Origin of the sequence: Mycolicibacter algericus DSM 45454 (assembly GCF_002086455.1) — a bacterium.
Taxonomy (GTDB): domain Bacteria; phylum Actinomycetota; class Actinomycetes; order Mycobacteriales; family Mycobacteriaceae; genus Mycobacterium; species Mycobacterium algericum.
Map to the genome: position 1 here is coordinate 119,667 of NZ_MVHC01000009.1, position 26,118 is coordinate 145,784.

General features: G+C 70.3%; 26 protein-coding genes. 13 read left to right on the forward strand and 13 right to left on the reverse strand.

Annotated elements, in window-relative coordinates; all coding sequences use genetic code 11:
- Positions 1-22: 22 nt before the first annotated feature.
- The gene (locus BST10_RS11515) at positions 23-1,309 is read right to left on the reverse strand and encodes a GAF domain-containing sensor histidine kinase (protein WP_013830224.1); all 1,287 of its coding nucleotides are present in this window, start codon (positions 1,307-1,309) and stop codon (positions 23-25) included.
- Positions 1,306-1,956: a response regulator gene (locus BST10_RS11520; protein ID WP_083037859.1), complete on the reverse strand. Its 651-nt coding sequence runs from the start codon at positions 1,954-1,956 to the stop codon at positions 1,306-1,308. Before BST10_RS11520 ends, BST10_RS11515 begins: the two co-directional genes overlap by 4 nt.
- 117 nt (positions 1,957-2,073) lie before the next feature.
- Between BST10_RS11520 and BST10_RS11525 the strand changes: the two genes are divergently transcribed.
- Positions 2,074-2,607: an HAD family hydrolase gene (locus tag BST10_RS11525; protein ID WP_013830222.1), complete on the forward strand. Its 534-nt coding sequence runs from the start codon at positions 2,074-2,076 to the stop codon at positions 2,605-2,607.
- A gap of 117 nt (positions 2,608-2,724) precedes the next feature.
- On the forward strand, positions 2,725-3,348 hold the full coding sequence (locus BST10_RS11530; RefSeq protein WP_275987176.1) for a L,D-transpeptidase family protein: 624 nt from the start codon (positions 2,725-2,727) through the stop codon (positions 3,346-3,348).
- 4 nt (positions 3,349-3,352) lie between these two features.
- On the opposite strand, the gene mmsB is transcribed toward BST10_RS11530, so the two are convergent.
- The 7 genes from mmsB to BST10_RS11565 form a co-directional block, all read right to left on the reverse strand.
- Entirely contained in the window at positions 3,353-4,228 is an 876-nt protein-coding gene (gene mmsB / locus BST10_RS11535) for a 3-hydroxyisobutyrate dehydrogenase (RefSeq protein WP_013830220.1), read from the reverse strand.
- Positions 4,229-4,236: 8 nt separating this feature from the next.
- A complete protein-coding gene (locus tag BST10_RS11540) occupies positions 4,237-5,412 on the reverse strand; it encodes an acyl-CoA dehydrogenase family protein (RefSeq protein WP_041318634.1) in 1,176 nt (391 codons plus the stop codon).
- Positions 5,413-5,424: 12 nt separating this feature from the next.
- Positions 5,425-6,945 carry a CoA-acylating methylmalonate-semialdehyde dehydrogenase gene (locus tag BST10_RS11545; RefSeq protein ID WP_013830218.1) on the reverse strand — a complete coding sequence of 507 codons (1,521 nt, stop codon included), beginning with the start codon at positions 6,943-6,945 and terminating at the stop codon, positions 5,425-5,427.
- Positions 6,946-7,045: 100 nt separating this feature from the next.
- On the reverse strand, positions 7,046-8,476 hold the full coding sequence (locus BST10_RS11550; RefSeq protein ID WP_083037860.1) for a carotenoid oxygenase family protein: 1,431 nt from the start codon (positions 8,474-8,476) through the stop codon (positions 7,046-7,048).
- A gap of 148 nt (positions 8,477-8,624) precedes the next feature.
- Positions 8,625-9,197: a dTDP-4-dehydrorhamnose 3,5-epimerase gene (gene rfbC / locus BST10_RS11555; RefSeq protein ID WP_083037861.1), complete on the reverse strand. Its 573-nt coding sequence runs from the start codon at positions 9,195-9,197 to the stop codon at positions 8,625-8,627.
- A gap of 1 nt (position 9,198) precedes the next feature.
- Positions 9,199-10,194, reverse strand: a complete 996-nt coding sequence (rfbB, locus tag BST10_RS11560; protein ID WP_083037862.1) for a dTDP-glucose 4,6-dehydratase — start codon at positions 10,192-10,194, stop codon at positions 9,199-9,201.
- A 96-nt stretch (positions 10,195-10,290) separates the two neighbouring features.
- Entirely contained in the window at positions 10,291-11,148 is an 858-nt protein-coding gene (locus BST10_RS11565; protein ID WP_013830213.1) for an LLM class F420-dependent oxidoreductase, read from the reverse strand.
- A gap of 270 nt (positions 11,149-11,418) precedes the next feature.
- On the opposite strand from BST10_RS11565, the gene infA reads away from it, so the two are divergent.
- From infA to truA, 8 genes are all read left to right on the forward strand, one after another.
- A complete protein-coding gene (gene infA, locus BST10_RS11570) occupies positions 11,419-11,640 on the forward strand; it encodes a translation initiation factor IF-1 (protein WP_003418601.1) in 222 nt (73 codons plus the stop codon).
- A 63-nt stretch (positions 11,641-11,703) separates the two neighbouring features.
- Complete coding sequence (gene rpmJ, locus BST10_RS11575; RefSeq protein ID WP_003879483.1) at positions 11,704-11,817, forward strand: 50S ribosomal protein L36; 114 nt, start codon at positions 11,704-11,706, stop codon at positions 11,815-11,817.
- Between the two features lie 171 nt (positions 11,818-11,988).
- A complete protein-coding gene (gene rpsM / locus BST10_RS11580) occupies positions 11,989-12,363 on the forward strand; it encodes a 30S ribosomal protein S13 (protein WP_041318631.1) in 375 nt (124 codons plus the stop codon).
- A gap of 5 nt (positions 12,364-12,368) precedes the next feature.
- Complete coding sequence (rpsK, locus tag BST10_RS11585) at positions 12,369-12,779, forward strand: 30S ribosomal protein S11 (protein WP_013830211.1); 411 nt, start codon at positions 12,369-12,371, stop codon at positions 12,777-12,779.
- 24 nt (positions 12,780-12,803) lie between these two features.
- Positions 12,804-13,409, forward strand: a complete 606-nt coding sequence (gene rpsD / locus BST10_RS11590) for a 30S ribosomal protein S4 (protein WP_083037863.1) — start codon at positions 12,804-12,806, stop codon at positions 13,407-13,409.
- A 129-nt stretch (positions 13,410-13,538) separates the two neighbouring features.
- Positions 13,539-14,582, forward strand: a complete 1,044-nt coding sequence (locus BST10_RS11595) for a DNA-directed RNA polymerase subunit alpha (protein ID WP_013830209.1) — start codon at positions 13,539-13,541, stop codon at positions 14,580-14,582.
- Between the two features lie 59 nt (positions 14,583-14,641).
- Positions 14,642-15,193, forward strand: a complete 552-nt coding sequence (gene rplQ / locus BST10_RS11600; protein WP_013830208.1) for a 50S ribosomal protein L17 — start codon at positions 14,642-14,644, stop codon at positions 15,191-15,193.
- Complete coding sequence (gene truA / locus BST10_RS11605) at positions 15,135-16,040, forward strand: tRNA pseudouridine(38-40) synthase TruA (RefSeq protein WP_081465566.1); 906 nt, start codon at positions 15,135-15,137, stop codon at positions 16,038-16,040. The genes rplQ and truA overlap by 59 nt, the downstream gene beginning before the upstream one ends.
- Positions 16,041-16,126: 86 nt before the next feature.
- Here truA and BST10_RS11610 read toward each other — a convergent pair whose 3' ends face one another.
- Both BST10_RS11610 and BST10_RS11615 read right to left on the reverse strand, forming a co-directional pair.
- Complete coding sequence (locus BST10_RS11610) at positions 16,127-16,756, reverse strand: cutinase family protein (protein WP_013830206.1); 630 nt, start codon at positions 16,754-16,756, stop codon at positions 16,127-16,129.
- 68 nt (positions 16,757-16,824) lie between these two features.
- Positions 16,825-17,487, reverse strand: coding sequence for a cutinase family protein (locus BST10_RS11615; RefSeq protein ID WP_013830205.1), 663 nt, complete (start codon positions 17,485-17,487; stop codon positions 16,825-16,827).
- A gap of 150 nt (positions 17,488-17,637) precedes the next feature.
- Between BST10_RS11615 and eccB the strand changes: the two genes are divergently transcribed.
- On the forward strand, positions 17,638-18,744 hold the full coding sequence (gene eccB, locus BST10_RS11620; protein ID WP_083037864.1) for a type VII secretion protein EccB: 1,107 nt from the start codon (positions 17,638-17,640) through the stop codon (positions 18,742-18,744).
- On the opposite strand, the gene mycP is transcribed toward eccB, so the two are convergent.
- Together mycP and BST10_RS11630 are read right to left on the reverse strand one after the other, a co-directional pair.
- Complete coding sequence (gene mycP, locus BST10_RS11625; protein ID WP_083037865.1) at positions 18,686-20,002, reverse strand: type VII secretion-associated serine protease mycosin; 1,317 nt, start codon at positions 20,000-20,002, stop codon at positions 18,686-18,688. The two genes, eccB and mycP, sit on opposite strands and share 59 nt — an antisense overlap.
- 3 nt (positions 20,003-20,005) lie before the next feature.
- Positions 20,006-21,196: an EsaB/YukD family protein gene (locus BST10_RS11630; RefSeq protein WP_163762362.1), complete on the reverse strand. Its 1,191-nt coding sequence runs from the start codon at positions 21,194-21,196 to the stop codon at positions 20,006-20,008.
- Positions 21,197-21,310: 114 nt separating this feature from the next.
- Here BST10_RS11630 and eccCb point away from each other — a divergent pair, with 114 nt between their 5' ends.
- Positions 21,311-24,871: a type VII secretion protein EccCb gene (gene eccCb / locus BST10_RS11635; RefSeq protein ID WP_083037884.1), complete on the forward strand. Its 3,561-nt coding sequence runs from the start codon at positions 21,311-21,313 to the stop codon at positions 24,869-24,871.
- Entirely contained in the window at positions 24,868-26,052 is a 1,185-nt protein-coding gene (locus tag BST10_RS11640; protein WP_083037885.1) for a type VII secretion-associated protein, read from the forward strand. Before eccCb ends, BST10_RS11640 begins: the two co-directional genes overlap by 4 nt.
- Positions 26,053-26,118 lie beyond the last annotated feature (66 nt).

Below are 26,118 nucleotides of genomic sequence, written 5' to 3' on the forward strand. Positions count from 1 at the left end.
CGAGGGTGCCTAATCCCGGTGATCAGTCCGGTGTGTCGGCCGGGGACGCGCACGCTCGCGCGGAGGGGGACGGCACCGGGATGGTGGCGGTGACGGCGGTGCCCGCCCCCGGCCGCGAGCGGATGTTGAGCCGGCCGCCCACCAGCTCGGCGCGCTCGGCCATCGACAGCACCCCGTAGCCGCCCATGTCGTCGCCGCCCACCGGGTGCTCGAAGGTGTCGAAACCCACCCCGTCGTCAACGATCTCCAGCCGCGCGACGTCGGGGTCGGCGGTCACCGTGAATCCCAGCCGGACCGTCGTCGCGGCGGCGTGCTTGACGACGTTCTGCAGGCCCTCCTGCGCGATCCGGTACAGCGCCAACTCGATGTGCTCGGGCAGCCGGATCTCGGCCAGGTCCAGCTCGATCTTGAGTTGCGGTATCGACTGAGCCAGGCTGGCCAGCCCGCCGGACAGGCCCAGGTCGTCGAGCACCGGCGGCCGCAGCCCGCTGATCGCCACCCGGGTCTCCTGCAGTGTCAGCCCGGCCAGCTCCCGGGCGGCCTCCAGTTGCTGCGACGCCTCGTCCGGGTCGTTGCCGACCGCCCGGGCGGCGGCATCCAGCCGGTAGGACAGTGTCACCAGCCGCTGCGAGATGCCGTCGTGGATATCGCCGGCCAGCCGGCGCCGCTCGATCTCCTGGGCCTCGATCACCTGCTCGACGAAGAGTTCGTGGGCGCGTTCGCGCGCCACCAGCTGCCGGTGCAGCCGGGCCTGGTGCATGGCGCCGGCGATGAGCCGGCCGATCACCCGCAGCAGCTCGATGTCGCCGGGGGCGAAGTCGCGGCGCTCCACGGTGTGCACGTTGAGCACCCCCACCAGGCCGCCCGGATCTGTCTCCATCGGCACCGACACCATCGAGGTGAAATCGCGCCCGCGCAGCGACTCGATCGGCACGTAACGCGGGTCGGCCTCCTTGTCGTCGCTGATCACCACGGGCTCGCGGTGCCGGGCGACCCAGCCCGACACCCCCGACTCCAGCGGCAGCCGGATCTTGCCCACCTCGGTGTCGAACGGCGGGGTGGCGCCGGTCAGCGTCAGCGAGCGTTCGGTGTCATCGAGGACGTGCACGAAGCAGACGTCGGTGCCGGTCGCCGCGGTGATCATCCGGGCCGCCGCGGCGGCCAGCGGCTCCACCCCGGGCCCGCTGGAGGCGGCCTGGATCAGTTCCCGCAGCAGCGCCAGCTCGTGGTTGGGGTCGACGAAATCACCGAAATCGCGTACCGCGCCCCGTTTGCGGGCGCGGGACCGGTTGTTGCCGGAGGTACTCACCGGTAGATGCCCTCGCGCAATGCGGTGGCCACCGCACCGGTGCGGTCGGACACCCCCAGCTTGCGGTAGATCGAGCGGAGGTGGCTCTTGACGGTCTCGTCGCCGATCACCAGTTTGGTGGCGATGCCGCGGTTGGACAGCCCGCTGACCATGCAGGCCAGGATCTCGCTCTCCCGCTGGGTCAGGCCCTGGCGAGCGCCCGGCCAGAACTCGTCGCGTTGCAGTCGTGCCGCGGTGCCGGCCGCCCGGGCCGCCAGGCCGGGATCGATCACCGTCTCGCCGCGGTGGGCCAACTCGATCTGGTGCACCAGGTCGTCGCTGCTGATGCTCTTGAGCAGGTAGCCGCTCGCGCCGACCCGCAGCGCTTCGAACAGGTACTGCTCGTCGTCGTAGACCGACAGCATCACGACCTTGCGTTCCGGATCGCGTTCCCGCAGCGCCAGGCACAGGTCCAGGCCGCTCTCACCGCGCATCCGCACGTCGCACAACACCACGTCGGGGTCGGTGTCGGCGACCACGGCGAGGGCCTGTTCGGCGCTGATCGCCTGCCCCACGACCTCGATGCGGTCGGCGAATGCGGTGAGCATGGCACGCAGGCCCTCGATCACCATCTCGTGATCGTCGACGAGGACCAGTCGCACGGGCATAGCAAGACAATAAAGCCCCACCGGTTCGATGCCTCCGCCCAGATCTCCCGGCGATTACCCGGACGGTTCCCCCGGATGGGGGAGGACGTCCGGCCCGATCTTCGGCATCCTGCTGTTATGCAGATCACAACTGAGCTCGCGACATGGACCAGTGCCGGCCGCCCGTTCTGGTGGGACCAGGTGCAACCCGACGCCGAGGTGTACCCCCTGCAAGCGGTGATCTTCGACATCGACGCCCTTTCCGATGCCGACGGCGAGCCCCGCTCCGGCCTGGTGGACCTGGTGCTGAGCCTGTTCGCCACCGGTCTCTGGGTGGCCGTGGTCGGCGCCGGACCCCGCGACGTGGTGCAGGCCCGGGTGCGGGAGTTGATCGGGGACGGTATGACCGAGACCATCGTCACCGCCGAGGACCTGACCGGTCCCGCCGGTGACGCCGAGCTCTACCGGCTGGCGCTGTGGGAACTGGGCATCGTCGCAGGCGAGTCGCTGGTGATCGCCGGATCCGAGGCCGGCGCCCGGACCGCCGCGGCTATCGGCCTGCCGGCGATCTTCGCCGACCGGGACGGCTACGACGGGTTGTCGGCCAACGGGTGCCGGGAGCTGCAGGCGCAGCGGGTGGTGGCGCGGTTCAGCTGCCGCGAAGCAGGTTGATGACGGCGCTTGTTGCTTGACGCGCAGCGCGGTCATCATTTGACGTTGCCGCCACCGGCCATCGACCATGACGTGGTGCGTCAACTGGTGCTTCTGCTGTGCGCAGTGCTGTGCGCGATGAGTGTGACGGCGGTGACCGCGCCACCGACCGCGGCGGTTGTCGATCCGTGGTTCGCGAATGCGGTCGGCTTCCCAGTTGCGGCCACCCAGGTGGTTTCGGTTGTCGGAGTGGGTCATTCGACCGCGAAGATCGATGTCTATCAGCGGACTCCCGCGGGCTGGGAACCGGTTGCTGCCGGGATTCCGGCGCATGTCGGTTCGGCGGGCATCACCCCGCGAACCAAAGAAGGTGAGCCGTCGACTCCGATGGGGTTCTACACGCTCGATTCCGCATTCGGCACCGCTCCGAGTCCCGGTGGCGGCCTGCCGTACGTGCAGGTCGGATCCGACCACTGGTGGGACAGCGACTCCAAGAGCCCGACCTACAACACCATGCAGATCTGCAAGAAAGCCCAGTGCCCGTTCGACACGACGGCCAGCGAGAACCTCAACATCCCGCAGTACCGGCACGCGGTGGTCATCGGCGTCAATAAGTCTCGTACACCCGGTGACGGTTCCGCCTACTTTTTTCACACCACCGACGGCGGGCCGACGGCGGGCTGCGTGGCGATCGATGACGCCACGCTGGTGAAGATCATCGGCTGGCTGAGGCCGGGCGCGGTGATGGCCATCGCGAAATAGTCGCTCAACTGCCGCGCAGCATCTCGATCACGGCGCTGAAGTCCTTGCCGCCGTGTTCGGCGGCGAACTCGGCGTAGATCGCCGCGGCATGGCTGCCCAGTGGGGCGTTGGCGCCGGTCGAGCCCACCGCGTCCATCGCCAGGTGCAGATCCTTGTTCATCAGCGCGGCGGCGAATCCCGGCTCGAAGTTCCGGTTCGCCGGCGAGGTGGGCACCGGGCCGGGAACCGGGCAGTTGGTGTGCAGTGCCCAGCAGTTTCCGGTGGCACCGGTCATCACGTCGAACAGCGCCTGGTCGGCCAGGCCGAGCTTGTCGGCCAGTACGAACGCCTCGGCGACGGCCACCTGCTGGACGGCCAGCACCATGTTGTTGCAGATCTTGGCGGCCTGGCCGGCGCCCGCCGCGCCGCAGTGGGTGACCTTGGCTGCCATCGGCTCCAGCACCGGTGTCGCGCGCTGTACCGCGTCCTGCTCTCCGCCGACCATGAAGGCCAACCGCCCCGCGACCGCGCCGGTGACCCCGCCGGACACCGGCGCGTCGAGTTGGGCGAACCCGTGCGAGCCGGCCAGCGCGTGGACCTCACGTGCGTCGGCGACCGAGATGGTGGAGCTGTCGATGAACAGGGCGCCCGGTTGGGCCGCCGGCAGGATGTCGGCGTAGCAGCGTTTCACCGCGTCGCCGTGCGGCAGCATGGTGATCACCACGTCGGCGCCGGCGACCGCTTCGGAGGCCGACGGCTGGACGCTCACGCCGCGCTGCTCGGCGGCCGTGGCCGCCGCCGGCACCGGGTCGAAGCCGCGCACGGTGTGCCCGGCGGCCACCAGGTTCGCCGACATCGGCCCGCCCATGTGTCCCAGTCCCAGAAATGCGACTGTCTGCATCGAAGCTCCTAGCTGCCGGTCCGGACCCGAGCGGCCTCGGCTCGGCCGACGACCATCCGCATGATCTCGTTGGTGCCCTCCAGGATGCGGTGCACCCGCAGGTCCCGGACGATTTTCTCCAGACCGTATTCGCGCAGATATCCGTAGCCGCCGTGCAGCTGCAGTGCCTGATCGGCCACGGTGAAGCAGGCGTCGGTGACGTAGCGCTTGGCCATCGCGCACAGCTCCACCTTGTCCTCGGCGCCGTCGTCGAGGGCGGTCGCCGCCCGCCACAGCAGCAGCCGGGAGGTCTCCAGTGCGGTGGCCATGTCGGCCAGCGTGAACCGGATCGTCGGCTCGTCGAGCAGCGCCTTGCCGAACGCCGACCGGTCGGCCAGGTAGCCGCCGGTCTTGTCGAACGCGGCCTGGCCGCCGCCTAGCGAGCAGGCCGCGATGTTGATCCGGCCACCGTTGAGGCCGTTCATCGCGATGTTAAAGCCGTTGCCTTCGCCGTCTTCGCCGCCGAGCATCGCTTCGGCGGGCACCCGCACCCCCTCCAGGATGACCTGTGCGGTCGGTTGGGCGTTCCAGCCCATCTTCTGCTCGGCGGCTCCGAAACTCAGTCCGGGAGTGTCCTTTTCGATGATGAACGCCGAGATGCCGCGAGGGCCGTCGGCGCCGGTGCGCGCCATCACCACATACACATCCGAGACGCCCGCGCCGGAGATGAACTGCTTGACGCCGTCGAGCACGTAGTCTGCGTTCTGTCCGGGCCCGGACCGCACCGCGCGGGTGCTCAACGCGCTGGCATCGGATCCCGCCCCCGGCTCGGTGAGGCAGTAGCTGGCGACCGCGGTCATCGGCGCCAGTCGCGGCACCCAGTTCTTGCGCTGCTCTTCGGTGCCGTAGCTGTCGATCATCCAGGCGCACATGTTGTGGATCGACAGGTAGGCGGCGATCACCGGGTCGGCGATCGCCAACTGCTCGAAGATGCGCACCCCGTCCAGCCGGCGCAGCCCGGACCCGCCGACGTCGTCGCGGCAGTAGATCGCCGCCATTCCCAGTTCGGCCGCCTCCCGCATCACATCGACCGGAAAGTGGTGGGACTCATCCCATTCCAGGGCGTGCGGAGCGAGGCGCTTCTCGGCGAACGCCGCTGCGGTCTCGACGATCACCCGTTCTTCGTCATCCATCACGGTTTTCATGTGCCCAAACCCCTATTGCATGGTGGGGATGTGGAATTCGGCACCGTCCTTGATCCCCGAGGGCCAGCGCTGAGTCACCGTCTTGACCTTGGTGTAGAAGGTGATCGACGCCGTGCCGTGCTGGTTGAGGTCGCCGAAGCCGGACCGCTTCCAGCCGCCGAAGGTGTGGTAGGCCACCGGAACCGGGATCGGCACGTTCACGCCGACCATGCCGACCTGCACCCGGGAGGTGAAGTCGCGGGCGGTGTCGCCGTCGCGGGTGAAGATCGCCACCCCGTTGCCGTATTCGTGTTCGCTCGGCAGCCGCAATGCCTCTTCGTAGTCCGCTGCGCGCACCATGCACAGCACCGGCCCGAAGATCTCGTCGGTGTAGATCGACATCTCGGTAGTGACGTGGTCGAACAGCGTCGGCCCGGCGAAGAAGCCGCCGGACAGGTCCGCGTCGCCGAACTGGGTGTCGTCGCTGGCCCGTTCCCGGCCGTCGATCACCAGTTCGGCGCCGGCGGCCACGCCCTGGCCGATGTAGTCGTTGACCCGCTCGAGGGCCGCGCGGGTGACCAGCGGGCCGTAGTCGGCCTTGGGGTCGAGGCTGTGGCCCACCCGCAGGTTGTTGATCCGCTCCACCAGCCGGCCGCGTAACCGCTCGGCGGTCTGCTCGCCGACCGGCACCGCCACCGAGATCGCCATGCAGCGCTCGCCGGCGCTGCCGTAGCCGGCGCCGATCAGCGCGTCGACGGCCTGGTCCAGGTCGGCGTCGGGCATCACGATCATGTGGTTCTTCGCCCCGCCGAAGCACTGGGCGCGCTTGCCGTTGGCGGTGGCCGTGGAGTAGATGTACTGCGCGATGTCGGAGCTGCCGACGAAGCCGATCGCGGCGACGTCGCGGTGGTGCAGCAGCGCGTCGACGGCCTCCTTGTCGCCGTGCACCACCTGCAGCACCCCCGGCGGCAGGCCGGCCTCGACGAACAGCTCGGCGAGCCGCACCGGGACCGAGGGGTCCCGCTCGGACGGCTTGAGGATGAAAGCGTTACCGCAGGCCAGCGCCGGCCCGGCCTGCCACAGCGGGATCATCGCCGGGAAGTTGAACGGGGTGATCCCGGCGACCACGCCCAGCGGCTGGCGCAGCGAGAAGACGTCGATTCCCGGCCCGGCACCCTCGGTGTGCTCGCCCTTGAGCAGGTGCGGGATGCCGACGCAGAACTCGATCACCTCGATACCGCGCTGGATGTCGCCGCGGGCGTCGTCGAGGGTCTTGCCGTGCTCGCGGGAGAGCAACTCGGCCAGCTCGTCGGCATTGGCGTTGACCAGGTCGATGAAGCGCATCATCACTCGGGCCCGGCGTTGCGGGTTCTGGGCGGCCCAGCCGCGCTGGGCGGCCGCGGCCGAGGCGACCGCGCCGTCGACGTCGGCGGTGTTGGCCAGTGGCAGCGTCGCCTGGACCTCGCCGGTGTTGGGGTCGAAGACGTCGGTGCTGCGTTGCGAACCGCCGGCGGTGCGGCGACCGTCGATGAAGTGTGGAATCTGAGTGCTCATGCGCCATCCCCGTGAAGTCGTGGTGAGCCGGATCGGCCCTACCCGAAGAATACTAGGACATCCTAGTAAATGCGAGGGGGTCCCCTGCCCGCGTGCGCGGTTATGACCTGACGCGCGCCGCCCGCGGGGTGAAGCAGCCGTGGAATGTCAGCGGCAGGTGGTGTCGGAGCCGCCCGGTGAAAACCGGCCCGGCGGCCACGTCCTTGGCGTCGAACACCAGCAGGCCGGCGATGTTGTTGATGCCGTCTTGGCACGGCACCAGCAGCCAGCCGTCATCCTCGTCGGTGCCGCCGGGCCGCGCCGCGAAGACGCCCTCGTGCGGCAGATGGCCCGGCGGCAGCGCGTAGGTGAGCTGCGTCCCCGTACTGTGGTCGATGCGGGCGACCGCATTCGGATAGGCCCCGGCGCCGGTGTTCGCCGACAGGTAGGTGTAGCGCTGCGGGGAGCCGGTGCGGGTCAGGTTGAAGGTCGGGAATTCGCCGTAGCTCTCGGTGAGCCGTTCGGACGTCACGCTGCCCGACGGCGTGATCCGCATCCGCGTCAGATGCCCCCCGTAGGGCATGGTGCCGCTCTGGGCCAGCGTCTGCACCGAGGAGAGCTGGCCGTTGAGGTCTTCCCAGCTGGCGTCGTAGTCGACCAGTTCGACGACGGTGTCGCCGCGGTCCTCATAGGCGTTGGCCAGGTGCAGGTGCAGCGTCGGATCTGTGTGCCGCACAAGGGGTTTGCCGCCGTCCCGCGGCACCAGTGCGACCATGGTGCCGCGGGACGCCTCGTAGTCGATGGCATCGATGAAGTTGCGCATCCCCAGGCCCGCGGCGAGCATCTTGGCGGGCGGGAACATCAGCGGGGGGATCACGAACACCATGTGGCGTGCGGTCAGGCCGACATCATGGTTGAACATCGGCGCCGGCAGCTTGAGCTGCCCCAACCGGTGCAGCGTTCCGGCACGGTCCACCCGGTGGCAGATCAGTTTCGGGACGGGCAGCATCGCCATGCCGAAGTTGAACATCTCGCCTGTCGCGGGGTCCCACTTCGGGTGGGCGGAGAACGCGCCCAGCCACTTCAACTTGCCGCCGAATCGGTGAATACCGATAGTGCCCAGGGTGTCCGGGTCGACCTCGGTGGGCGGGCCGCCCTCCCATAGTGCCAGCAGCTTTCCGGCATGCGTGACCACGCCGGTGTTGGCGACGTTGGCCGGGAAGCGCAGCGCGTTGCGGAGGATCCCGCCGGGGCGCATCGTTCCCAGCGCGCGGTAGGGAGCGCCCTTGGAGGCTAGGGATTTCCGGTAGTGCTTGGTGTCGACGTAGCGGTTGCGGTAGTGCAGCCTGCCGTCCGCGAAGGTGAACATCGACAGCATGCCGTCGCCGTCGAAGAGGTGGCCGAGCTGCTGGCCCCCGGCATCGAGCTTCCCGGGTCCGTTGCGGTACAGCGTGCCATGCAGATCGGCGGGGAGTTCACCGTCGTAGTCGTCGATGACGTAGTCGAATTCGTCATACAGTGGGGCGTAGGCGGTGACCCTTGGGCTGGCCATGGCTGCTCCTGGTGGTTGACGGGCCAGCTGGTGACCGGCCCCTGACCTGACCGCATCTTGCGGGCTGAGCGGTGCCGAATGTGCGGCTTTGCATGTTTCGGGGCCGTTTTGCCTGCCAAACCGCACAGTCGGTGAGAGCCAACCTCGGTTACGCCTGATCCCAGACCGGCAGCAGCCCGGCGGCCCGCACCTCGGCCAGCGTCGGTGCCTCGCGGTCGCGCTCGGAGACCACCAGCGGGTGACCGGCGGGCCAGTCGATGCCGATCGCGGGGTCGGTGGCGCTGATGGTGTGCTCGCGCTGTGGGTCGTATTCGGCGGAGCACAGATACATCACTGTCGAATCATCTTGTAGCGCAAGGAATCCGTGTGCCAGGCCGGCGGCGATGTACACCGATCGGCGGTCGCGGGCGTCCAGCAGCACCGCATCCCAGCGGCCGTAGGTCGGCGAACCGGCCCGGACGTCGACGACGACGTCGAAGACCGACCCCGTCACGCAGGTGACGTACTTGGCCTGCCCGGGCGGCGGCTGGGCGAAATGCAGGCCGCGCAGCACGCCGGCGCGCGACACCGAGCAGTTGGCCTGCCGCAGGTCGAACCGGTGACCGGCGAACCCAGTGAACTCGCGGTCGGTGAACCATTCGAAGAACACGCCGCGCGCGTCGGCGTGTTGGATCGGGGTGAGCTCCCAGGCCCCCGGGACGGCCAGTTCGCGGAACGCCACCTCAGCGTCCCAGCTCGGCGTAGCGGGCTTCGGCGGCGTCTTTCAGCGGCGCCCACCAGGATTCGTTGGCGCGGTACCACTCGATCGTCGCGCGCAGCCCGGCCTCGAAGTCGGTGTGCTCGGGTTTCCAGCCCAGCTCGTCGCGCAGCGCAGACGGGTCGATCGCATACCGCAGGTCATGGCCGGGCCGGTCGGCGACGTGGTCGAAGTCGTCGGGGTCGTGGTCCATCAGCCGCAGGATGGCCTGCAGCACGCTGCGGTTGTCGCGTTCCCCGTCGGCGCCGATCAGGTAGGTGCGCCCGGGATGCCCGCCGGCCATGATGGCCCAGACCGCGCTGTTGTGGTCGTCGACGTGGATCCAGTCCCGCACGTTGGCACCGCTGCCGTACAGCTTGGCTCGGCGCCCGGTCAGCAGGTTGGTGATCTGGCGCGGGATGAACTTCTCCACGTGCTGGTAAGGCCCGTAGTTGTTGGAGCAGTTCGAGATCGTCGCGTGGGTGCCGTAGGAGCGCACCCAGGACCGCACCAGCAGGTCGGCGGCGGCCTTGGTCGACGAGTAGGGGCTCGACGGGTGATACGGCGTCGTCTCGGTGAACCGGCGGGGATCGTCGAGGGCCAGCTCGCCGTAGACCTCGTCGGTGGAGACGTGATGCAGCCGCACCCGGTGGGCGCGTACCGCCTCCAGCACGGTGAAGGTGCCGACCACGTTGGAGCGCAGGAACGGCTCGGGGTCGGCCAGCGCGTTGTCCACGTGGGTTTCGGCGGCGAAGTGCACCACCGCGTCGGATTCGGCGACCAGCTGCGACACCAGCGTGGCGTCGGTGATGTCGCCCTCCACCAGCCGGATATCGGCGGTGATGTCGCCCAGTGACTCGCGGCTGCCGGCGTAGGTCAGGGCGTCGAGCACCGTGATCTCGGCGCCGGGCCGCTGCGCCAGCGTGCTGTGCACGAAGTTGGCGCCGATGAACCCGGCGCCGCCGGTGACCAGCAGACGCATGGGGCAACCCTAACGGGGGCGGGGCGCCCCCTTGGCGCGAGCGGGAAATCCACGACGCCGCGCCCGCGCGTCGCGTCGCCAGATTCCCACTCGCGGTCAGTCCCGCGGTGTCAACCCCAGCGGGCCGGCCAGCTCCGTCAGTGTCGGCAGCAGGGCCTTCCAGCCGCCCAGCACCTGGATCGTCACCTGATCCGCGCCGGCGTCCAGGTGCTCACCCAACCGGGCGGCGACCTTCTCGGCGGTGCCGTGGGCCACCACCGCGTCGATCAGCCGGTCGCTGCCGGGTGGGCGTACGTCGCGCTCGGTGAAGCCCAGCCTGCGCCAGTTGTTGACGTAGTTCGACAGCCGCAGATAGAAGCCGACCGCCTCGCGCCCGGCCTCGCGGGCGGCGGCGGCATCGGTGGTGAGCACCACCTTGTGCTCGGGCGCCAGGAACACCGACGGCCCGATCAGTCCGCGCGCGGTCGCGGTGTGCTCGGGAGTGGTCAGGTAGGGATGGGCCCCGGCGCTGCGCTCCGCCGCCAATCGCAGCACCTTGGGGCCCAGCGCGGCCAGCACCCGGCGGCTGGTGGGCACGCCGGCCGCGTCCAGGCTGTCGAGATAATCGACCAGGGCCTGATACGGACTGCGGTACTCGGCGGTGGCCTCGCTGTGACCGACGCCGATGCCCAGCAGGAACCGGCCGGGATGAGCGGCCTCGATGCGGTTATACGACTCCGCGACCTGCGGCGCCGGCGCCGACCAGATGTTGACGATCCCGGTTGCCACCTGCAGCGTCGTCGTCGCCGCCAGCAGCGGCTCGACGAAGGAGAGTTCTGCGGCCGGCGAGCCACCCACCCAGATCGCGCCGTAACCCAGCCGCTCGATCTCGGCGGCCTGCTCGGGAGACGGGGATCCGAAGGTCCAAACCGCGTAGCGGCCCAGCTCGGGTTTGAGTGACAGTGCCTCGGTCATGTGCATCCCATCGCTGCGTGGCGGCGGCTGGTGCCGTTTGGGATCAGTCTCTCATCACCGACGATTTTGGCGCCCGGCTCTCCACCGGGTATCGTGGGACGACGGTGCGGCGTTCGCGTCGACTCTTGCGTGCCCAGTCTGAGATTCTTGGCTTTCTACCTGGAATTTCCTGCCACCGGCCCACGTTCTGTAGTCGTAGTCGATGCTGCGCCATGGCGGGCGCATGCATATACAACAGGAAAGCCAGACACGGAGGATCGCCGGAGAGTAATGGCCAAGAAAGACGGTGCCATCGAGGTCGAGGGCCGCGTGGTCGAGCCCCTGCCCAATGCGATGTTTCGCATTGAGCTGGAGAACGGTCACAAGGTGCTCGCTCACATCAGCGGCAAGATGCGGCAGCACTACATCCGAATCCTGCCGGAGGACCGGGTGGTCGTGGAGTTGTCTCCTTACGACCTGTCCCGGGGACGCATCGTCTACCGGTACAAGTAGCGCCGGGCCGCCCAGCCAGCAGACCTTTAGTAACCAGCGAATGAGAACAGGACCACAGCAGCCGTGAAGGTGAACCCCAGCGTCAAGCCGATCTGCGACAAGTGCAGGGTGATCCGTCGGCACGGCCGGGTCATGGTGATCTGCTCAGACCCGCGCCACAAGCAGCGTCAGGGCTAGTCAGGGCTTCCGCCAGGACTCGGCCGCACCACAACTGAATGCAGACCTCCCAGTACCACTGAACGGATTGGCCGTTCGGCAACGCCCGGATCGGAGGCCGGGCCCCGGAGCTATTTCGGCCGGGAACGGGCTGGGACCGACACCTCCGCTACGAAAGAGGGAATGCCACCCATGGCACGACTTGTGGGCGTCGACCTGCCGCGCGATAAGCGCATGGAGATCGCGCTGACCTACATCTACGGCATCGGCCGTACCCGCGCAGGCGAAATTCTCGCCGCGACTGGTATCGACAAGGACCAGCGCAGCAAGGACCTCACCGACGAACAGCTGACCGCGCTGCGCGACTACATCGAGGGCAACCTCAAGGTCGAGGGTGACCTGCGCCGCGAGGTGCAGGCCGACATCCGTCGCAAGATCGAGATCGGCTGCTACCAGGGCCTGCGGCACCGCCGCGGGCTGCCGGTGCGCGGCCAGCGGACCAAGACCAACGCGCGTACCCGCAAGGGCCCCAAGCGCACCATCGCCGGTAAGAAGAAGGCCAGGTAAGACCCATGGCAACCAAGAAAGCGACCGGGCCCAAGAAGGGCCAGAAGACCCGGCGGCGGGAAAAGAAGAACGTCCCGCATGGTGCCGCGCACATCAAGAGCACCTTCAACAACACGATCGTGACGATCACCGACCCGCAGGGCAACGTCATCGCCTGGGCGTCGTCGGGTCACGTCGGGTTCAAGGGCTCGCGTAAGTCCACCCCGTTCGCCGCACAGCTGGCCGCCGAGAACGCCGCCCGCAAGGCGCAGGAGCACGGTGTGAAGAAGGTCGACGTGTTCGTCAAGGGCCCGGGTTCTGGCCGCGAGACCGCGATCCGCTCGCTGCAGGCTGCCGGCTTGGAGGTCGGTGCGATTTCCGATGTCACCCCGCAGCCCCACAACGGTTGCCGTCCGCCCAAGCGTCGCCGGGTCTAGTCGGGTTCGAGGAGGAGAAACAACATGGCTCGTTACACCGGACCCGCAACCCGCAAGTCCCGCCGGCTGGGCGTCGACCTCGTCGGCGGAGACCAGGCATTCGAGAAGCGGCCCTACCCGCCCGGCCAGCACGGCCGCGCGCGGATCAAGGAAAGCGAATACCGGCTGCAGCTGCAGGAGAAGCAGAAGGCTCGCTTCACCTACGGCGTGATGGAGAAGCAGTTCCGCCGCTACTACGAGGAAGCCGTCCGTCGTGGCGGCAAGACCGGCGAGGAACTGCTGCGCATCCTGGAGAGCCGGCTGGACAACGTGGTCTACCGCGCGGGCCTGGCCCGCACTCGTCGGATGGCCCGTCAGTTGGTCAGCCACGGCCACTTCACCGTCAACGGTGTGAAGGTCGACGTGCCCAGCTACCAGGTCGCGCAGTACGACATCATCGACGTCAAGGACAAGTCGATCAACACGGTGCCGTTCCAGATCTCCCGGGAGACCGCGGGCGACCGCCCCATCCCGGGCTGGCTGCAGGTGGTCGGGGAGCGGCAGCGAATCCTGGTCCACCAGCTGCCCGAGCGCGCACAGATCGACGTCCCGCTCGCCGAGCAGCTGATCGTCGAGTTCTACTCGAAGTAACACCACACTCGGGGAACGCCCCCGAGTACCCCGCGGGGATCGCAAGCGCGGCGTAGCCGGGCGAAGCGGATCGCCGCGAGACAACCGAGCGGCATCAAATAGCGGGTGCCAGAAGGAGAAAGAACACCAATGCTGATCTCGCAGCGTCCCACCCTGTCCGAAGAGGTAGTGGCCGACAACCGCTCCCAGTTCGTCATCGAACCGCTGGAGCCGGGATTCGGTTACACCCTGGGCAACTCGCTTCGCCGCACGCTGCTGTCGTCGATCCCCGGCGCGGCGGTCACCAGCATCCGCATCGACGGCGTGCTGCACGAGTTCACGACGGTCCCCGGCGTCAAAGAGGATGTCACCGACATCATCTTGAACCTCAAGGGCCTGGTGGTCTCCTCCGACGAGGACGAGCCGGTCACCATGTACCTGCGCAAGCAGGGCCCGGGTGCCGTCACCGCCGGTGACATCGTGCCGCCGGCGGGCGTGACGGTGCACAACCCCGACATGCACATCGCGACCCTCAACGACAAGGGCAAGCTCGAGGTCGAGTTGATCGTCGAGCGGGGCCGCGGTTACGTCCCGGCCGTGCAGAACAAGGTCTCCGGCGCCGAGATCGGCCGCATCCCGGTCGACTCGATCTACTCGCCGGTGCTCAAGGTGACCTACAAGGTCGAGGCCACCCGTGTCGAGCAGCGCACCGACTTCGACAAGCTGGTGCTGGATGTGGAGACCAAGAACTCCATCAGCCCGCGGGACGCGCTGGCCTCGGCCGGCAAGACCCTGGTCGAATTGTTCGGCCTGGCACGCGAACTCAACGTCGAGGCCGAGGGAATCGAGATCGGGCCGTCGCCGGCCGAAGCGGACCACATCGCGTCGTTCGCGCTGCCGATCGACGACCTGGATCTGACGGTGCGGTCCTACAACTGCCTCAAGCGCGAGGGCGTGCACACGGTCGGGGAGCTGGTCGCCCGCACCGAGTCCGACCTGCTCGACATCCGCAACTTCGGGCAGAAGTCCATCGACGAGGTCAAGGTGAAGCTGCACCAGCTCGGTCTGTCGCTCAAGGACAGCCCGGCCAGCTTCGACCCGTCGCAGGTGGCGGGTTACGACGCCGCCACCGGCACCTGGTCGGCCGACACCGGTTACGACGAGCAGGACTACGCCGAAACCGAACAGCTGTAGCAGAATTCCGTCCCGGCCCTACCTGATACGGGGGCCGGCCCCATTTAGGAGAAGCCCCAATGCCCAAGCCCACCAAGGGTCGCCGTCTCGGCGGGTCGTCCTCGCACCAGAAGGCGCTGCTGGCCAACCTGGCCACCTCGCTGTTCACCCACGGCCGGATCAAGACCACCGAGTCCAAGGCGCGGGCATTGCGGCCGTACGCCGAGAAGCTGATCACCCACGCCAAGAAGGGCACGCTGCACAACCGGCGTGAGGTGCTCAAGAAGATCCGCGACAAGGACGTGGTGCACTCGCTGTTCGCCGAGATCGCCCCGCACTTCGCGGACCGTAACGGCGGCTACACCCGCATCATCAAGGTCGAGGCGCGTCAGGGCGACAACGCCCCGATGGCCGTGATCGAGCTGGTCCGGGAGAAGACGGTGACCTCCGAGGCCGACAAGGCGCGCCGCGCCGGGGCCAAGAAGGCCGCTGCCAAGGCGGAGAAGCCGGCCGAGGAGCCCGCCGAGAAGCCGGCCGCGACCGAGACGGTCGAGGAGCCGGCTGCCGAAGCCGCTGAGGCGACCGAGGCCGCCGACGCCGCCGAGACCACCGAGGGCACCGACGAGTCCTGACAGTAACGCCGAGGCTGTCCGGCTTCGGCTCGACATCGCCTACGACGGCACGGAGTTCGCCGGCTGGGCGGTTCAGGCCGGGCAGCGCACGGTCGCCGGTGTCCTCGATGAGGCGCTGACGACGGTGTTCCGCACCCCGGTGCGGTTGTTCGCGGCGGGGCGCACCGATACCGGCGTACATGCCACCGGGCAGGTGGCCCACGTCGATGTTCCCGAGTCTGCGTTGCGGTATGCCTATTCGCGTGCCCGGCGGGACGGCGAGCCGGAATTCCTGGCGCTGACACGGCGATTGGCGCGTTTCCTGCCGGCCGACGTCCGGGCGCTGCGGGTGGAACGGGCTGCTCCGGGCTTTGACGCCCGGTTCTCGGCGCTGCGGCGCCATTACGTCTACCGACTCTCCACGGCGCGCTACGGGGTGATGCCGCAGTCGGCTCGCTATGTCACCGCGTGGCCGCGCCCGCTGGACGTCGAGGCGATGTCTGAAGCGTCCCAGCAGCTGTTGGGACTCAACGACTTCGCAGCGTTCTGTCGTCATCGCGAGGGCGCCACCACCATCCGTGACCTGCAGCGCCTCGACTGGGTGCGCGACGGCGACCTGGTCACCGCGCACGTCAGCGCCGACGCGTTCTGCTGGTCGATGGTGCGCTCCCTGGTCGGAGCCGTGCTGGCCGTCGGCGAGCACCGGCGCGATGCGGCCTGGTGCGCGGGGTTGCTGAATGCCAGCCGCCGCTCCAGCGACTTCACCGCCGCGCCGGCGCGCGGGCTGACCCTGGTCGGGGTCGACTACCCGCCGGACGACCAGCTGGGCGCGCGCACCGCAATCACCCGGGAGCTACGCACCCGCTGATTGCCTTGGACGTAAGCGTGCACGGTTGTACGGCAGTAGCGGCGTGTCGCTGTACAAACGCGCCCGTTCGCCGAACGTAGGGAGCGCTACAGCAGGCCGGCGACGAACGAGGCGGCCTGATTGGTCATGCCGGGGGTGTAGCCCGAGTGCGCGGAGAACATCCGCCCGGGGGAACAGACCGGATCGCCGTCGGTGCACAAGTCGATCGTCTTGAACCCGTAGACCGGACTGTTCGTCAAGGGCTGGCCGATCTTGTTGGAGGGGTTGCCGAACACCGCGATGGCAGCGACGTGGTCGGCGGCCTCGGGCGGCAGCGGCGCGGTGAAACCGAAACCGGGCACCGGTGCCGCTGCGATGATGTCGATGACCGCCGCGCCCTGCGAGTACCCCCCGAGCACCAGGCGGGTGCCGGGGCAGTTCTCCATCATCCACATGATGTGACCGCTGGCGTCGTTGGCACCGTCGGCGGCCCGGCCGAAGTCGTAGCTGGCCGGATAGTTCACCGCGTAGCTGCCGATCGACCGGGAGGTCTGGTTCCGCAGCGCGCCGACGAGCGCGTTACCGACCCGGCCCAGGCCCGGTGGCTCGCCGGTGCCGCGGGCGAAGATCACCTCAGCGTCCGGGCACCCGTCGGCGAAAGCCGGCGACGACGGGACGGGGCTGATCAGCAGCGCGGCAGCGACGGCGCACGCGGCCAGGATGCGGAATGCCTTCACAGCGAGAGATAGTAGCGAAATAAAGTCTTGATTAGCTAACTAACCACGTCCCCGCAGGTCAGGCCTGGTCAGCGAACCAGCGGCTCGACATCGGGTACGGGACCGGGCGCTCGCAGCCGGCCGGCGATGAAGTTGGCGGCCTGGCTCGTCAGCGCCGGGATGTAGCCGTCGGTGTGGTCGGTCCACTCGTTACCCGGGCCCTCGTGACAGATCGGGTCACCCGGGTTGCACAGGTCGAGGGCCTTGGCGCCGAACAGGGCGCTCTGCGCGCTGATCGGCCCGCCGGTGCGCACCGCGGGATTGCCGAACGCCACCACGGCCACCACCTGGTCGGCGTACTCGGCGGGCAGCTGGCTGCCCCAGCTGATACCGCCCACCTGGGTGCCGGTGACGATGTCGATCACCGAGGCGCCCTGCGAATACCCGCCGAGCACCAACTGGGTGTCCGGGCACACGTCGGCCGCCGCTTTGACTCGCTTGATCACGTCGTTGGCGCCGTCGCCACCACCGAGCTGCAGCCGGCCGGCGGGGTAGTTGACGCCGTACTCGTCGACCTTTTTGGAGGTTTGCTGGCGCAACGAGTCGATCATCGCCCGGCCGACCCGGCCGACGCCGGGGGGCTCACTGGTGCCGCGGGCGAAGATGACCTCGACATCCGGGCAGTCATAGGCGGCCGCCGATGGGAGGGCGGTCGGGGCCACGGCCGGGACGGTCAGCAGTGCGGCTGCCATCAACAACACCGAAAAGACGCTGTTGAACTGAGAAAAGCGCATAACGGGATGGTACCGAAGCCGGTTGTGGGCGCCGACAACCCTGTGCATGGCTGACGACGGCCCGGCCGGGTCCGCGGTTAGCCTCGGCCACACGCGAGGGAGTGGTGGATGGCGGGGCGATCGACGACACAACTGCAGCTCAGTGCGCACCGATTCCAGGCCCGCCGGTTGGAACGTGCACTGCGCTGCGGGCAGGTGGCGGGCGGTCCCGCGCCGGGCCGCGCCGGGCTGGGCCTGGGCTGCCTGCTCACCGTGATCGCGGTGGCCGCCGCCGCGGTGGTGGCGGTGGCGCGGCCGCAACCGGGCCTCGGCGACGCAGCCATCGTGCTGGATCGCTCATCCGGTGCGCTCTATGTCCGGGTCGGCGACGTGGTGCATCCGGTGCTCAACCTCGCGTCGGCTCGCCTGATCGCCGGAGCCGCCGACCCGCGGCCGGTGGCCGGGGACGCGATCGGCCGGGCGCGGCGCGGCCCGCCGGTGGGCATCCCGGGTGCCCCCGGAGTGCTCGGCGAGGCCTTGGCGGCGACAGCGACCTGGTCGTTGTGCGACGACTCGGCCGGCACCGTACTGGTCGCCGGCGTCGACCCGGCGCACATTGCCGGCCTCGGCGCCGACGAGGCGATAGCCGTCAGCTCCGAGTCGGCGATCACCTACCTGGTGCTACGGGGACGGCGGATGCCGATCAACCCCGCCGACCCGATGCTGGGTCCCGCTGGGCCGCGGCGAGTCTCGGGACTGTGGCTCAACGCGATCCCGGAGGCGCCGTCGGCCACGCCGTCGGATCCCGTCGGTCGCCTCGCCGAGCTGCCCGCCGCGGAGACCCTCTGCGCCCATTGGCGCCTCGGCGACCCGGCCGGCATCATGCTGTCGGCCGGTGTGGGCCTGCCGCTACCCGCCGAAGCGGCGCCGACACCGTTGGCCCAGGCCGACGGGCCAGGCCCGGCACTGGACGCCGTCTATCTCCCGCCGGGCCGCAGTGCCTATGTGCGGGCCTCGGACGCCTCCGGCCGCGGCGCCGGCGCCGGCTACCTGATCACCGAGACCGGGGTGCGGTTCACCGTGAGCGACGACGCCGCGGCCCGCAGCCTCGGGCTGCCGCCAATGGCCGCCGGCGTGCCCTGGCCGATGCTGGCCGGGTTGCCGGCCGGCCCGCGGCTCAGTCGGGACCAGGCGCTGCTGGCCCACGACGTCGTGCTGCCGCAGCCCGGGCGATGACCACCGCCAGCAGCAAAGCCAGCAGCACACCGGTGCCGGTGCCCGCGGCGCGCAGCCCGTCTGGCTCGGTGGCCGGTTCGGCGTCGGGCGCGACCGGCGGTCCCGGTGGCGCCGGTCGGGGGACCGGCCGGCCGGCGGCCGGCCGAGTTGTGTCGGCACTGATCGCCGCCAGCGGATCGATCACCCCGGCGCCGACGACGTCGTCGCGTCCACCGGGCGGGTGGCGGGCGGTGGCCTTGATCCGGTCCATCACCTGCCGCGGTGTCCAATCCGGGAAGCGGGCCCGGATCAGCGCCGCCAGACCACTGACCACCGGCGCGGCGAAACTGGTGCCGTGAACCGGCGATCCGGCAACGGTGTTGGCCATCGCGTCGGCGATGGTGCTCAGCGACAGCACGCCCTCGCCGGGCGCGGCCACGTCGACCCAGGGGCCCGCCAAGGTGAACGCCGACGGCGCGCCGTGGGCGTCCACCGATCCGACGGTCAGCACGTAGTCGTCATACCAGGCCGGCGTGACGATCATCGGCCCGCCGGCACCACAGCCGTCGTCGGTGTTGCCTGCCGCGGCGACCACCACGGCGTTTCTCACCTCGACCGCATAAGCCAGCGCGGCGCCGAGCGCCCGGTCGTCCAGACCGGAGCCGGCCGGCAGGCAGGCCACCGCCGAGATGTTGATCACCGACGCCCCCAGGTCGGCGGCGGTGCGCACCGCCTTCGCCAGTGTGTCGACATCGCCGACGCCCGGGGCGTCCCCGGCGGCGGCGAACTTGGCGCTGGACTGGCGGATACCGATCACGGTGGCCAGCGGCGCCAGGCCGGCGAACCGGTCGGTCGCCGGATCGGCTGCGGCCCCGATGATTCCGGCGACCAGCGTGCCGTGCCCGTCGCAGTCCTGGGCGCCGTCGCCGCTGGACACATAATCACCACCGCCCACCAGCCCGGGCAGCCGCCGGTGCGGCGCAACCCCGGTGTCGATCACCGCCACCCGCTGGCCGGCACCGCGGGTCAGCGCCCACACCGCGGGCAGGTCCAGCCCGTCGAGCTGGGTGACCGGCGCATCCGGCTGCAGCGTCGGGACCCCGCACACCTCGCGTTGCACCGTTGCGCGTGCCGGTGCGGCCGGCCCGGCGGCAGGCAGCAGCGCACTGTCGATCGGCGGCGGCGTGACCGCGCTTGCCTGCGGTACATACTGGGTGGTCCCGGCGATCAGCGCCGCCGCGAAGACTCGGGCGATCCGAACGACCTTGGCGCCGCGCATCACTCAGCCCAGATTCAGTCCGCGAACGGCGCCGTAGAGCCCGCAGAGCCAGCAGGCCAGCGGCACCAGCGCGCCCAATGCCATACTCTCGAGCACTTCGGCGCCGCGGCGGGCCAACGGGGACCGGATCGGCGCCGTGAAACCGAGAACGACCGCGGCGCCGGATGCCGCCACCGCCACCACCGCCGGCCAGGGCCGGTGCGGCGCCTCATCGAGCGCGGCTGACAATACGGCGATGCCCATCGCGGCTGCACCGCCGGCCAGCAGGGTTGCGATCTGCGCGCCGTCGGTATGGGAGCGGGCCCGCAGCAGCAGCGCCGTGCCGGCTGCCGCCGCGAACGCGACACCGACCAGGCTGGGCACACCGGCGACCGGCTCCCCGGCGGCAACCCCGGCGGCCCCCAGCACCACCGCCGCCGTCGCCCCGGCGATCAGGCCGCACAGCAGATCGTGGGCCGCGACGGTGTGGCTCGCCGTCGGCCGTTGCGACGACCCTGCGCCCAGCATCGCGATCCGGCCCGCCACCCGGATCAGGCCGAGCCCGCCGGCCGCCGCCACTGCGCCGAGCGCCTGCACCGAAACACCGGTTGCCGCACAGACCGTTCCGGCGACAGCGGCCAGGATCACCAGCCCGGCCAGGCAGCACAGGAGCGCGCGCGTCGTCCCGCCGCAGCCGCTCGACGGCACTGCCATGGCGGCCACCGTCCCGGCAGCGGCCATGGCGAGCAACACATTCGGAGCGCCGGGCCCACCGGGGACCGCCACGAAACCGGCGACCCCGGCCAGGCCGGATGCCGCGAGCGCGCCGGTGAGTCGCCGGGCGGCCGGGCGCCACGGGTGCATCGCCGCCCGCGCGCTGGCCGCCACCTGCTCGGCGGGGTCGTCGAAGCGCGGTTCCGGTGCGGCGTCGTCGGCGCGGGTCAGCACCAGCACGGCACCGTCGCAGATCCCCTGTTGCCCTAGAGTTTTCGAGCCGTCCAATGGCGGGCGGCCGGGTTGCGCGAGCCGGTAGGGGCGCGGTGGAAGAGGACCGGCGGGGCCCGATGCCGGCTGCGGGCCGTCCCTGCCCGAGACGAGGTCGACGACGGCGCCGACCAGCAGCGCCACCGGGACGGCGGCCGGCAGCGCCAGATCGGCGTGACCGGTGTCGGCGTAGACCGCGACCCGCCGCAGACCCGAATCCGCACCTGCCACCGCCGCCTCCTTGCGCTCGCGTTGCGCGAACGCTACCGCGATGGCAGACCGCGTGTTTTCGGTGTTCCACAGCTGACTTGCCGAGTGATTCCGCGGCTGTTTACGGTGTGGCCGATGACCGAGCTGGGACGCGTCGCGAGCCCGCCGCCGGCGCCGCCATCCGGTGAAATCACCGTCGCGGCACCGCCCCCCGTGCAGCGCCAGAACTCCCCGGTGGCGCTGACCCGGCTGCTGCCGCTTGTCATGTCGGTGGGGATGCTCGCCATGACCGCGGTGCTCTACCGCTCGGGCTCCCCGGTCGCGCGCAGCCCGGTGTTCGCGCTGCTGCCGCTGTTGATGCTGGCCTCCGCGGCGGCGGCGGTACTGGCCGGCCGAAACCGCGACGATCTCGACGGGAACCGGGAGGACTACCTGGGTTATCTTGCCGCGCTGCGGGAGTCGGCGACCGCGACCGCCGCAGCTCAACGTTCGTTTCTGGTGTGGGAGCACCCGGACCCCGAAGCCTTGTGGACGTTGGCCGGCAGCGACCGGATGTGGCAGCGCCGGCCCGGTGACGACGACGGCGGCCGGGTCCGGGTGGGCCTCGGCCCGGTGGTTCTGGCGACCCGGCTGATACCGCCGCCCGACGAGCCGGCCGGCCGCGCCGACCCCGTCACCGCGACCGCGCTGCGCCGCTTCCTGCACACCCACGCGACGGTGCCCGAGCTGCCCATCACGATGCCGGTGCTGGGGTCGGCGCCGTTGCAGTTGCACGGCGACCGCGACCGGGCGCGCGGCCTGCTACGGGCGATGATCTGCCAGCTCGCGATCCGGCACGGCCCCGAAGCGCTGCTGATCGCAGCAGTCGCCGCCGACCCGCCCGGCCACTGGGACTGGCTGAAATGGCTGCCCCACCATCAGCATCCGTCGGCCGTCGACACCACCGGACCGCTACGGCTGACCTACCCCGATCTACCCGCCGCCCAAGCCGCGTTGACCGGCCGCCCGGCGGTGGTGGTCATCGACGACCCGGTCACCGGACTGGTGCTGACCGAGGCAGCGGCCTGGGACGCCGGCCGGGCCCGGCGGCTGCGGGTGAGCACGACCGCGCTGGGCGATTGCGACGGCGCCCGGCCGGATTTCCTCGATGCCGCGGACGCGCTGGCGTGCGCCCAGCGACTGGCCGGCCACCGGGCGGTGCAACCGGGCGGCCCGAGGAGTTGGGCGCAGCTGGTGGGCATCGGCGCCGTCGACGGGTTCGACCCGTCCGCGGCGTGGCCGGGCGCACCGGCGCAGCGGCTGTGCGTCCCGATCGGCACCGACCCGCAGGGCGATCCGGTGCGGTTGGACATCAAGGAGGCCGCCGAGAAGGGCAGCGGCCCGCACGGGCTGTGCATCGGCGCCACCGGTTCGGGGAAATCGGAGTTCCTGCGCACGCTGGTGCTCGGCATGACGGTTCGGCATTCGCCGGCGGACCTGAACCTGGTGTTGATCGACTTCAAGGGCGGCGCAACCTTTCTCGGATTCGAGGAAACCGGCCACGTCGCTGCGGTGATCACCAACCTGGCCGATGAAGCACCGCTGGTGGAACGGATGCGCGAGGCGCTGACCGGCGAGATGCAGCGGCGCCAGGAACTGCTGCGCGCCGCCGGGGTGGCCGGGGTCAGCGACTACCGGCAGGCCCGGCGGGCTGCCGCAGCGGCGCTGCCCGCGCTGCCCGCACTGCTCGTCATCGTCGACGAATTCTCCGAACTGCTCGATCAGCAACCGGATTTCATCGACATGTTCGTCGGGATCGCCCGGTTGGGGCGGTCCCTGGGGATTCACCTACTGCTGGCCAGTCAGCGGCTCGAGGAGGGCAGGCTGCGCGGCCTGGAGTCGCACCTGTCCTACCGGGTGTGCCTCAAGACGGTGTCGGCCGCCGAATCCCGGCTGGTGCTGGGCACCGCGGACGCCTACGAGCTGCCCAACACGCCCGGATCGGGATTCCTGCGCACCGCCGACGGCGAGTTGCGGCGATTCCAGACGGCCTACGTCTCGGGAGCATGCCCCGCCCCGCTGCCGGTGCCGAGCGAAGTCCGGTTGTTCACCGCCGCACCGATCGGCCCGGCCGGGCCGGAGCCGCGAGCTGGCGGGCGTACCGTGCTGCAGGCGGTCCTGCAGCGATTGTCCGGCCACGGCCCGGCAGCCCGGCAGGTGTGGCTGCCGCCGCTGGGCGACTCGCCGGCATTGGGGGAACTGCTCGACGACGGCTATCCCGCTCTGAGCGTGCCGATCGGGATCGTTGACCGCCCTTTCGAGCAGCGGCGCACCCCGCTGGTGATCCGGCTGGACGGGGCCGCCGGGCACGTCGCCGTCGTCGGCGCGCCGCAGTCGGGTAAGTCGACGACGCTGTCCACGCTGATCGCCGCGCTGAGCGCCGCCCACGACGCCAGGCGGGTGGCGTTGTACTGTCTGGACTTCGGTGGCGGCGGCCTCGCCGCGCTGGGTTCGCTGCCACAGGTGGGAACGGTAGCCGGCCGTGGCCAGCCGGAACTGGTGCGGCGCACCGTCGCCGAGCTGGCGGCGATCTTGGAACGGCGGGAGGCGCGGTGCGAGGCGGCCGGCGGTGGACCGGCCGGCGACGTGTTTCTGGTGATCGACGGGTGGGCCGCGCTGTGCCGCGAATTCGATGTCGAGGCAACGATCACCGCCGTGGCCGCGCGCGGCTTGTCTCACGGCGTCCACCTGGTGTTGTCGGCGTCGCGGTGGGCCGAGATCCGGCCCGCGTTGCGCGATCTGATCGGCACCCGGATCGAACTGCGGCTGGGCGATCCGGCCGAATCCGAGCTGGACCGGCGGCAGGCGCAGCGGGTGCCCGGCGACCGGCCCGGACGGGGCCTGACGCCCGAGGGCCTGCACATGCTGGTGGCGCGCCCGCAGGCCTGGGAGCCGTTGCGGCGCGACGACTACACGGTAGCGCCCATACCGCTGCTGCCGACGGTGGTGGACCGGGCGGCGGTGGCCGTCGACAATGACCACCCGGTGCTGGGTATCGACGAGCGGGGCGCTGTAACAGTCGATTTCGGCCGGGAGCCGCACCTGCTGATCCTCGGCGACAACGAGTGCGGCAAGACCGCCGTGTTGCGCACGCTGTGCCGGGAACTGCTGCGGACCCGTGGCCCGCAGCAGGCGCAGCTGCTGGTGGTCGATTATCGACGCGGTCTGTTCGGGGTCGTCGAGAACGAGTACCAGGCCGGCTATGCGATGTCGGCCGCCGCATGCGCGACCCTGGTAGCGGCGCTGTTCGACCGATTGGCCCGGCGGATGCCCGGACCGGACGTCGACGCTCAGCAACTGCGTGACCGGTCCTGGTGGTCGGGGCCGGACCTGTATGTAGTGGTCGACGACTACGACCTGGTCGCCACCGCCGGCGGCAACCCGCTGACTCCGCTGTTGGAATATCTGCCGCACGCAAGCGATCTCGGTTTGCACCTGGTGATTGCGCGCCGCAGCGGCGGGGCGGCGCGCTCGATGTACGAGCCGCTGCTGGCCGCACTGCACGACTTGGGTGCCATGGGGCTGATGATGAGCGGCGACGCGACTGACACCCCGCTGATCGGTTCGGTAAGGCCGCGCCGGTTGCCGCCAGGGCGCGGCACCCTGATCACCCGCGGCGGTGGGGAGCGGTTGATCCAGGTGGCGTGGGAGCCGTGACGCACCGCGCCATCATCGAGGCCGGCCCTGCGACTGTGCGCCGACTGTGTTGCGGCACTGCCGAATCTGCCGACGCTACGGCAGCGATGGAGTGGATCGACGAGCGGTTCGCACTGGTCGACGGCCGTCCGGTCGAGGTGCCCGAGCTGCTGCGCAGCGTGCTGACCTGTCCGGCGACCGTCGAATCGATGGTGATCGTGCACCCGTCATGGTGGCCGGTCCGGAGGGTCGAACTGCTCACCACCGCAGCGCGCGGTCTGACCGAGGACATCGTGACCGTGGCGCGCTCCCGGCTGCTGTTCGACACCTTCGCGGCCGCGGCGGTCGTCGAGATCGCCGCCGCGCTGGTCGCGGTCACCGCCGCCGAGATCACCGCCGAGCCGCGGATCGGCGCTCCCGACGAGGTGGCCGCGGCGGTGGCTCGCCGAGTGCTGGCGGCTTGTCGCGACCCGGATACCGCGGTGGTGATCGACGCGCCGGCGGGAATCGGCGGCGCCGCGGCATTGGCGACGATGATCGCCGACCGGTTACGAAGCTCGATGCAGGTGATAGTGGTCCACGAGTTGCCTAACGACGGCATCGCCGAGCCCGCGCCCAGGCCGCGGCCGTGCCCGGCCCCGGCCCGTCGCGTCGGGCGACGACGGCTGCCGGCGGCCGTGGCGGCGGCGTTGTGCGTCGTCGCCTGGGGCGTGCACGCCCACCACGACCGGTCGCCCGGCCCGGGTATGCCCGCGGCGTATCTGGTGGAGGGCCGGGTGACGGTGCAGGTTCCGGCGGGCTGGCCGGTGCGCCGCGTCGCCGCCGGCCCCGGCTCGGCCCGGGTGGAGGTGATGTCGCCGAGCGACCCGCGGCTGGTGCTGCACGTCACCCAGGCGCCGGCCACCGGTGACACCCTGGCGGCGGTCGCCGAACCGCTGCAGCGGGGCCTGCAACTTGCCGACACCGAAACGCCCGGGGTGTTCGTCGGTTTCGACCCCGCCGGCAGTAGCGCGGGACGGCCCGCGGTGACCTATCGGGAGGTTCGCGATGACCATCACGTCGACTGGGCGGTCTGGGTCGACCGCTCGGTGCGGATCGGCATCGGGTGTCAGAGCGGGCCCGGCGGGGACGACGCCCTGCGCCCGGCGTGCGAGCAGGCGGTGCGCTCCGCACATGCGCTGGACGTGAGGCCTCCGAGCTAATCGGCGGGAACCGAAATGAGCCCATCGCCGTCGAACTACATATCAGCCAACAACCGATACGGGGGA

Coding starts and splice junctions, on each gene's coding strand:
- BST10_RS11530 (WP_275987176.1), top strand. CDS start 2,725: ATGAGTGTGACGGCGGTGACCGCGCCACCGACCGCGGCGGTTGTCGAT.
- rpsK (WP_013830211.1), top strand. CDS start 12,369: ATGGCAACCAAGAAAGCGACCGGGCCCAAGAAGGGCCAGAAGACCCGG.
- BST10_RS11550 (WP_083037860.1), bottom strand. CDS start 8,476: ATGGCCAGCCCAAGGGTCACCGCCTACGCCCCACTGTATGACGAATTC.
- BST10_RS11525 (WP_013830222.1), top strand. CDS start 2,074: ATGCAGATCACAACTGAGCTCGCGACATGGACCAGTGCCGGCCGCCCG.
- BST10_RS11565 (WP_013830213.1), bottom strand. CDS start 11,148: ATGACCGAGGCACTGTCACTCAAACCCGAGCTGGGCCGCTACGCGGTT.
- mycP (WP_083037865.1), bottom strand. CDS start 20,002: ATGCGCGGCGCCAAGGTCGTTCGGATCGCCCGAGTCTTCGCGGCGGCG.
- rpsM (WP_041318631.1), top strand. CDS start 11,989: ATGGCACGACTTGTGGGCGTCGACCTGCCGCGCGATAAGCGCATGGAG.
- rplQ (WP_013830208.1), top strand. CDS start 14,642: ATGCCCAAGCCCACCAAGGGTCGCCGTCTCGGCGGGTCGTCCTCGCAC.
- BST10_RS11545 (WP_013830218.1), bottom strand. CDS start 6,945: ATGAGCACTCAGATTCCACACTTCATCGACGGTCGCCGCACCGCCGGC.
- infA (WP_003418601.1), top strand. CDS start 11,419: ATGGCCAAGAAAGACGGTGCCATCGAGGTCGAGGGCCGCGTGGTCGAG.
- rpsD (WP_083037863.1), top strand. CDS start 12,804: ATGGCTCGTTACACCGGACCCGCAACCCGCAAGTCCCGCCGGCTGGGC.
- BST10_RS11540 (WP_041318634.1), bottom strand. CDS start 5,412: ATGAAAACCGTGATGGATGACGAAGAACGGGTGATCGTCGAGACCGCA.
- BST10_RS11595 (WP_013830209.1), top strand. CDS start 13,539: ATGCTGATCTCGCAGCGTCCCACCCTGTCCGAAGAGGTAGTGGCCGAC.
- eccCb (WP_083037884.1), top strand. CDS start 21,311: ATGACCGAGCTGGGACGCGTCGCGAGCCCGCCGCCGGCGCCGCCATCC.
- BST10_RS11615 (WP_013830205.1), bottom strand. CDS start 17,487: ATGGCAGCCGCACTGCTGACCGTCCCGGCCGTGGCCCCGACCGCCCTC.
- eccB (WP_083037864.1), top strand. CDS start 17,638: ATGGCGGGGCGATCGACGACACAACTGCAGCTCAGTGCGCACCGATTC.
- BST10_RS11520 (WP_083037859.1), bottom strand. CDS start 1,956: ATGCCCGTGCGACTGGTCCTCGTCGACGATCACGAGATGGTGATCGAG.
- rfbB (WP_083037862.1), bottom strand. CDS start 10,194: ATGCGTCTGCTGGTCACCGGCGGCGCCGGGTTCATCGGCGCCAACTTC.
- mmsB (WP_013830220.1), bottom strand. CDS start 4,228: ATGCAGACAGTCGCATTTCTGGGACTGGGACACATGGGCGGGCCGATG.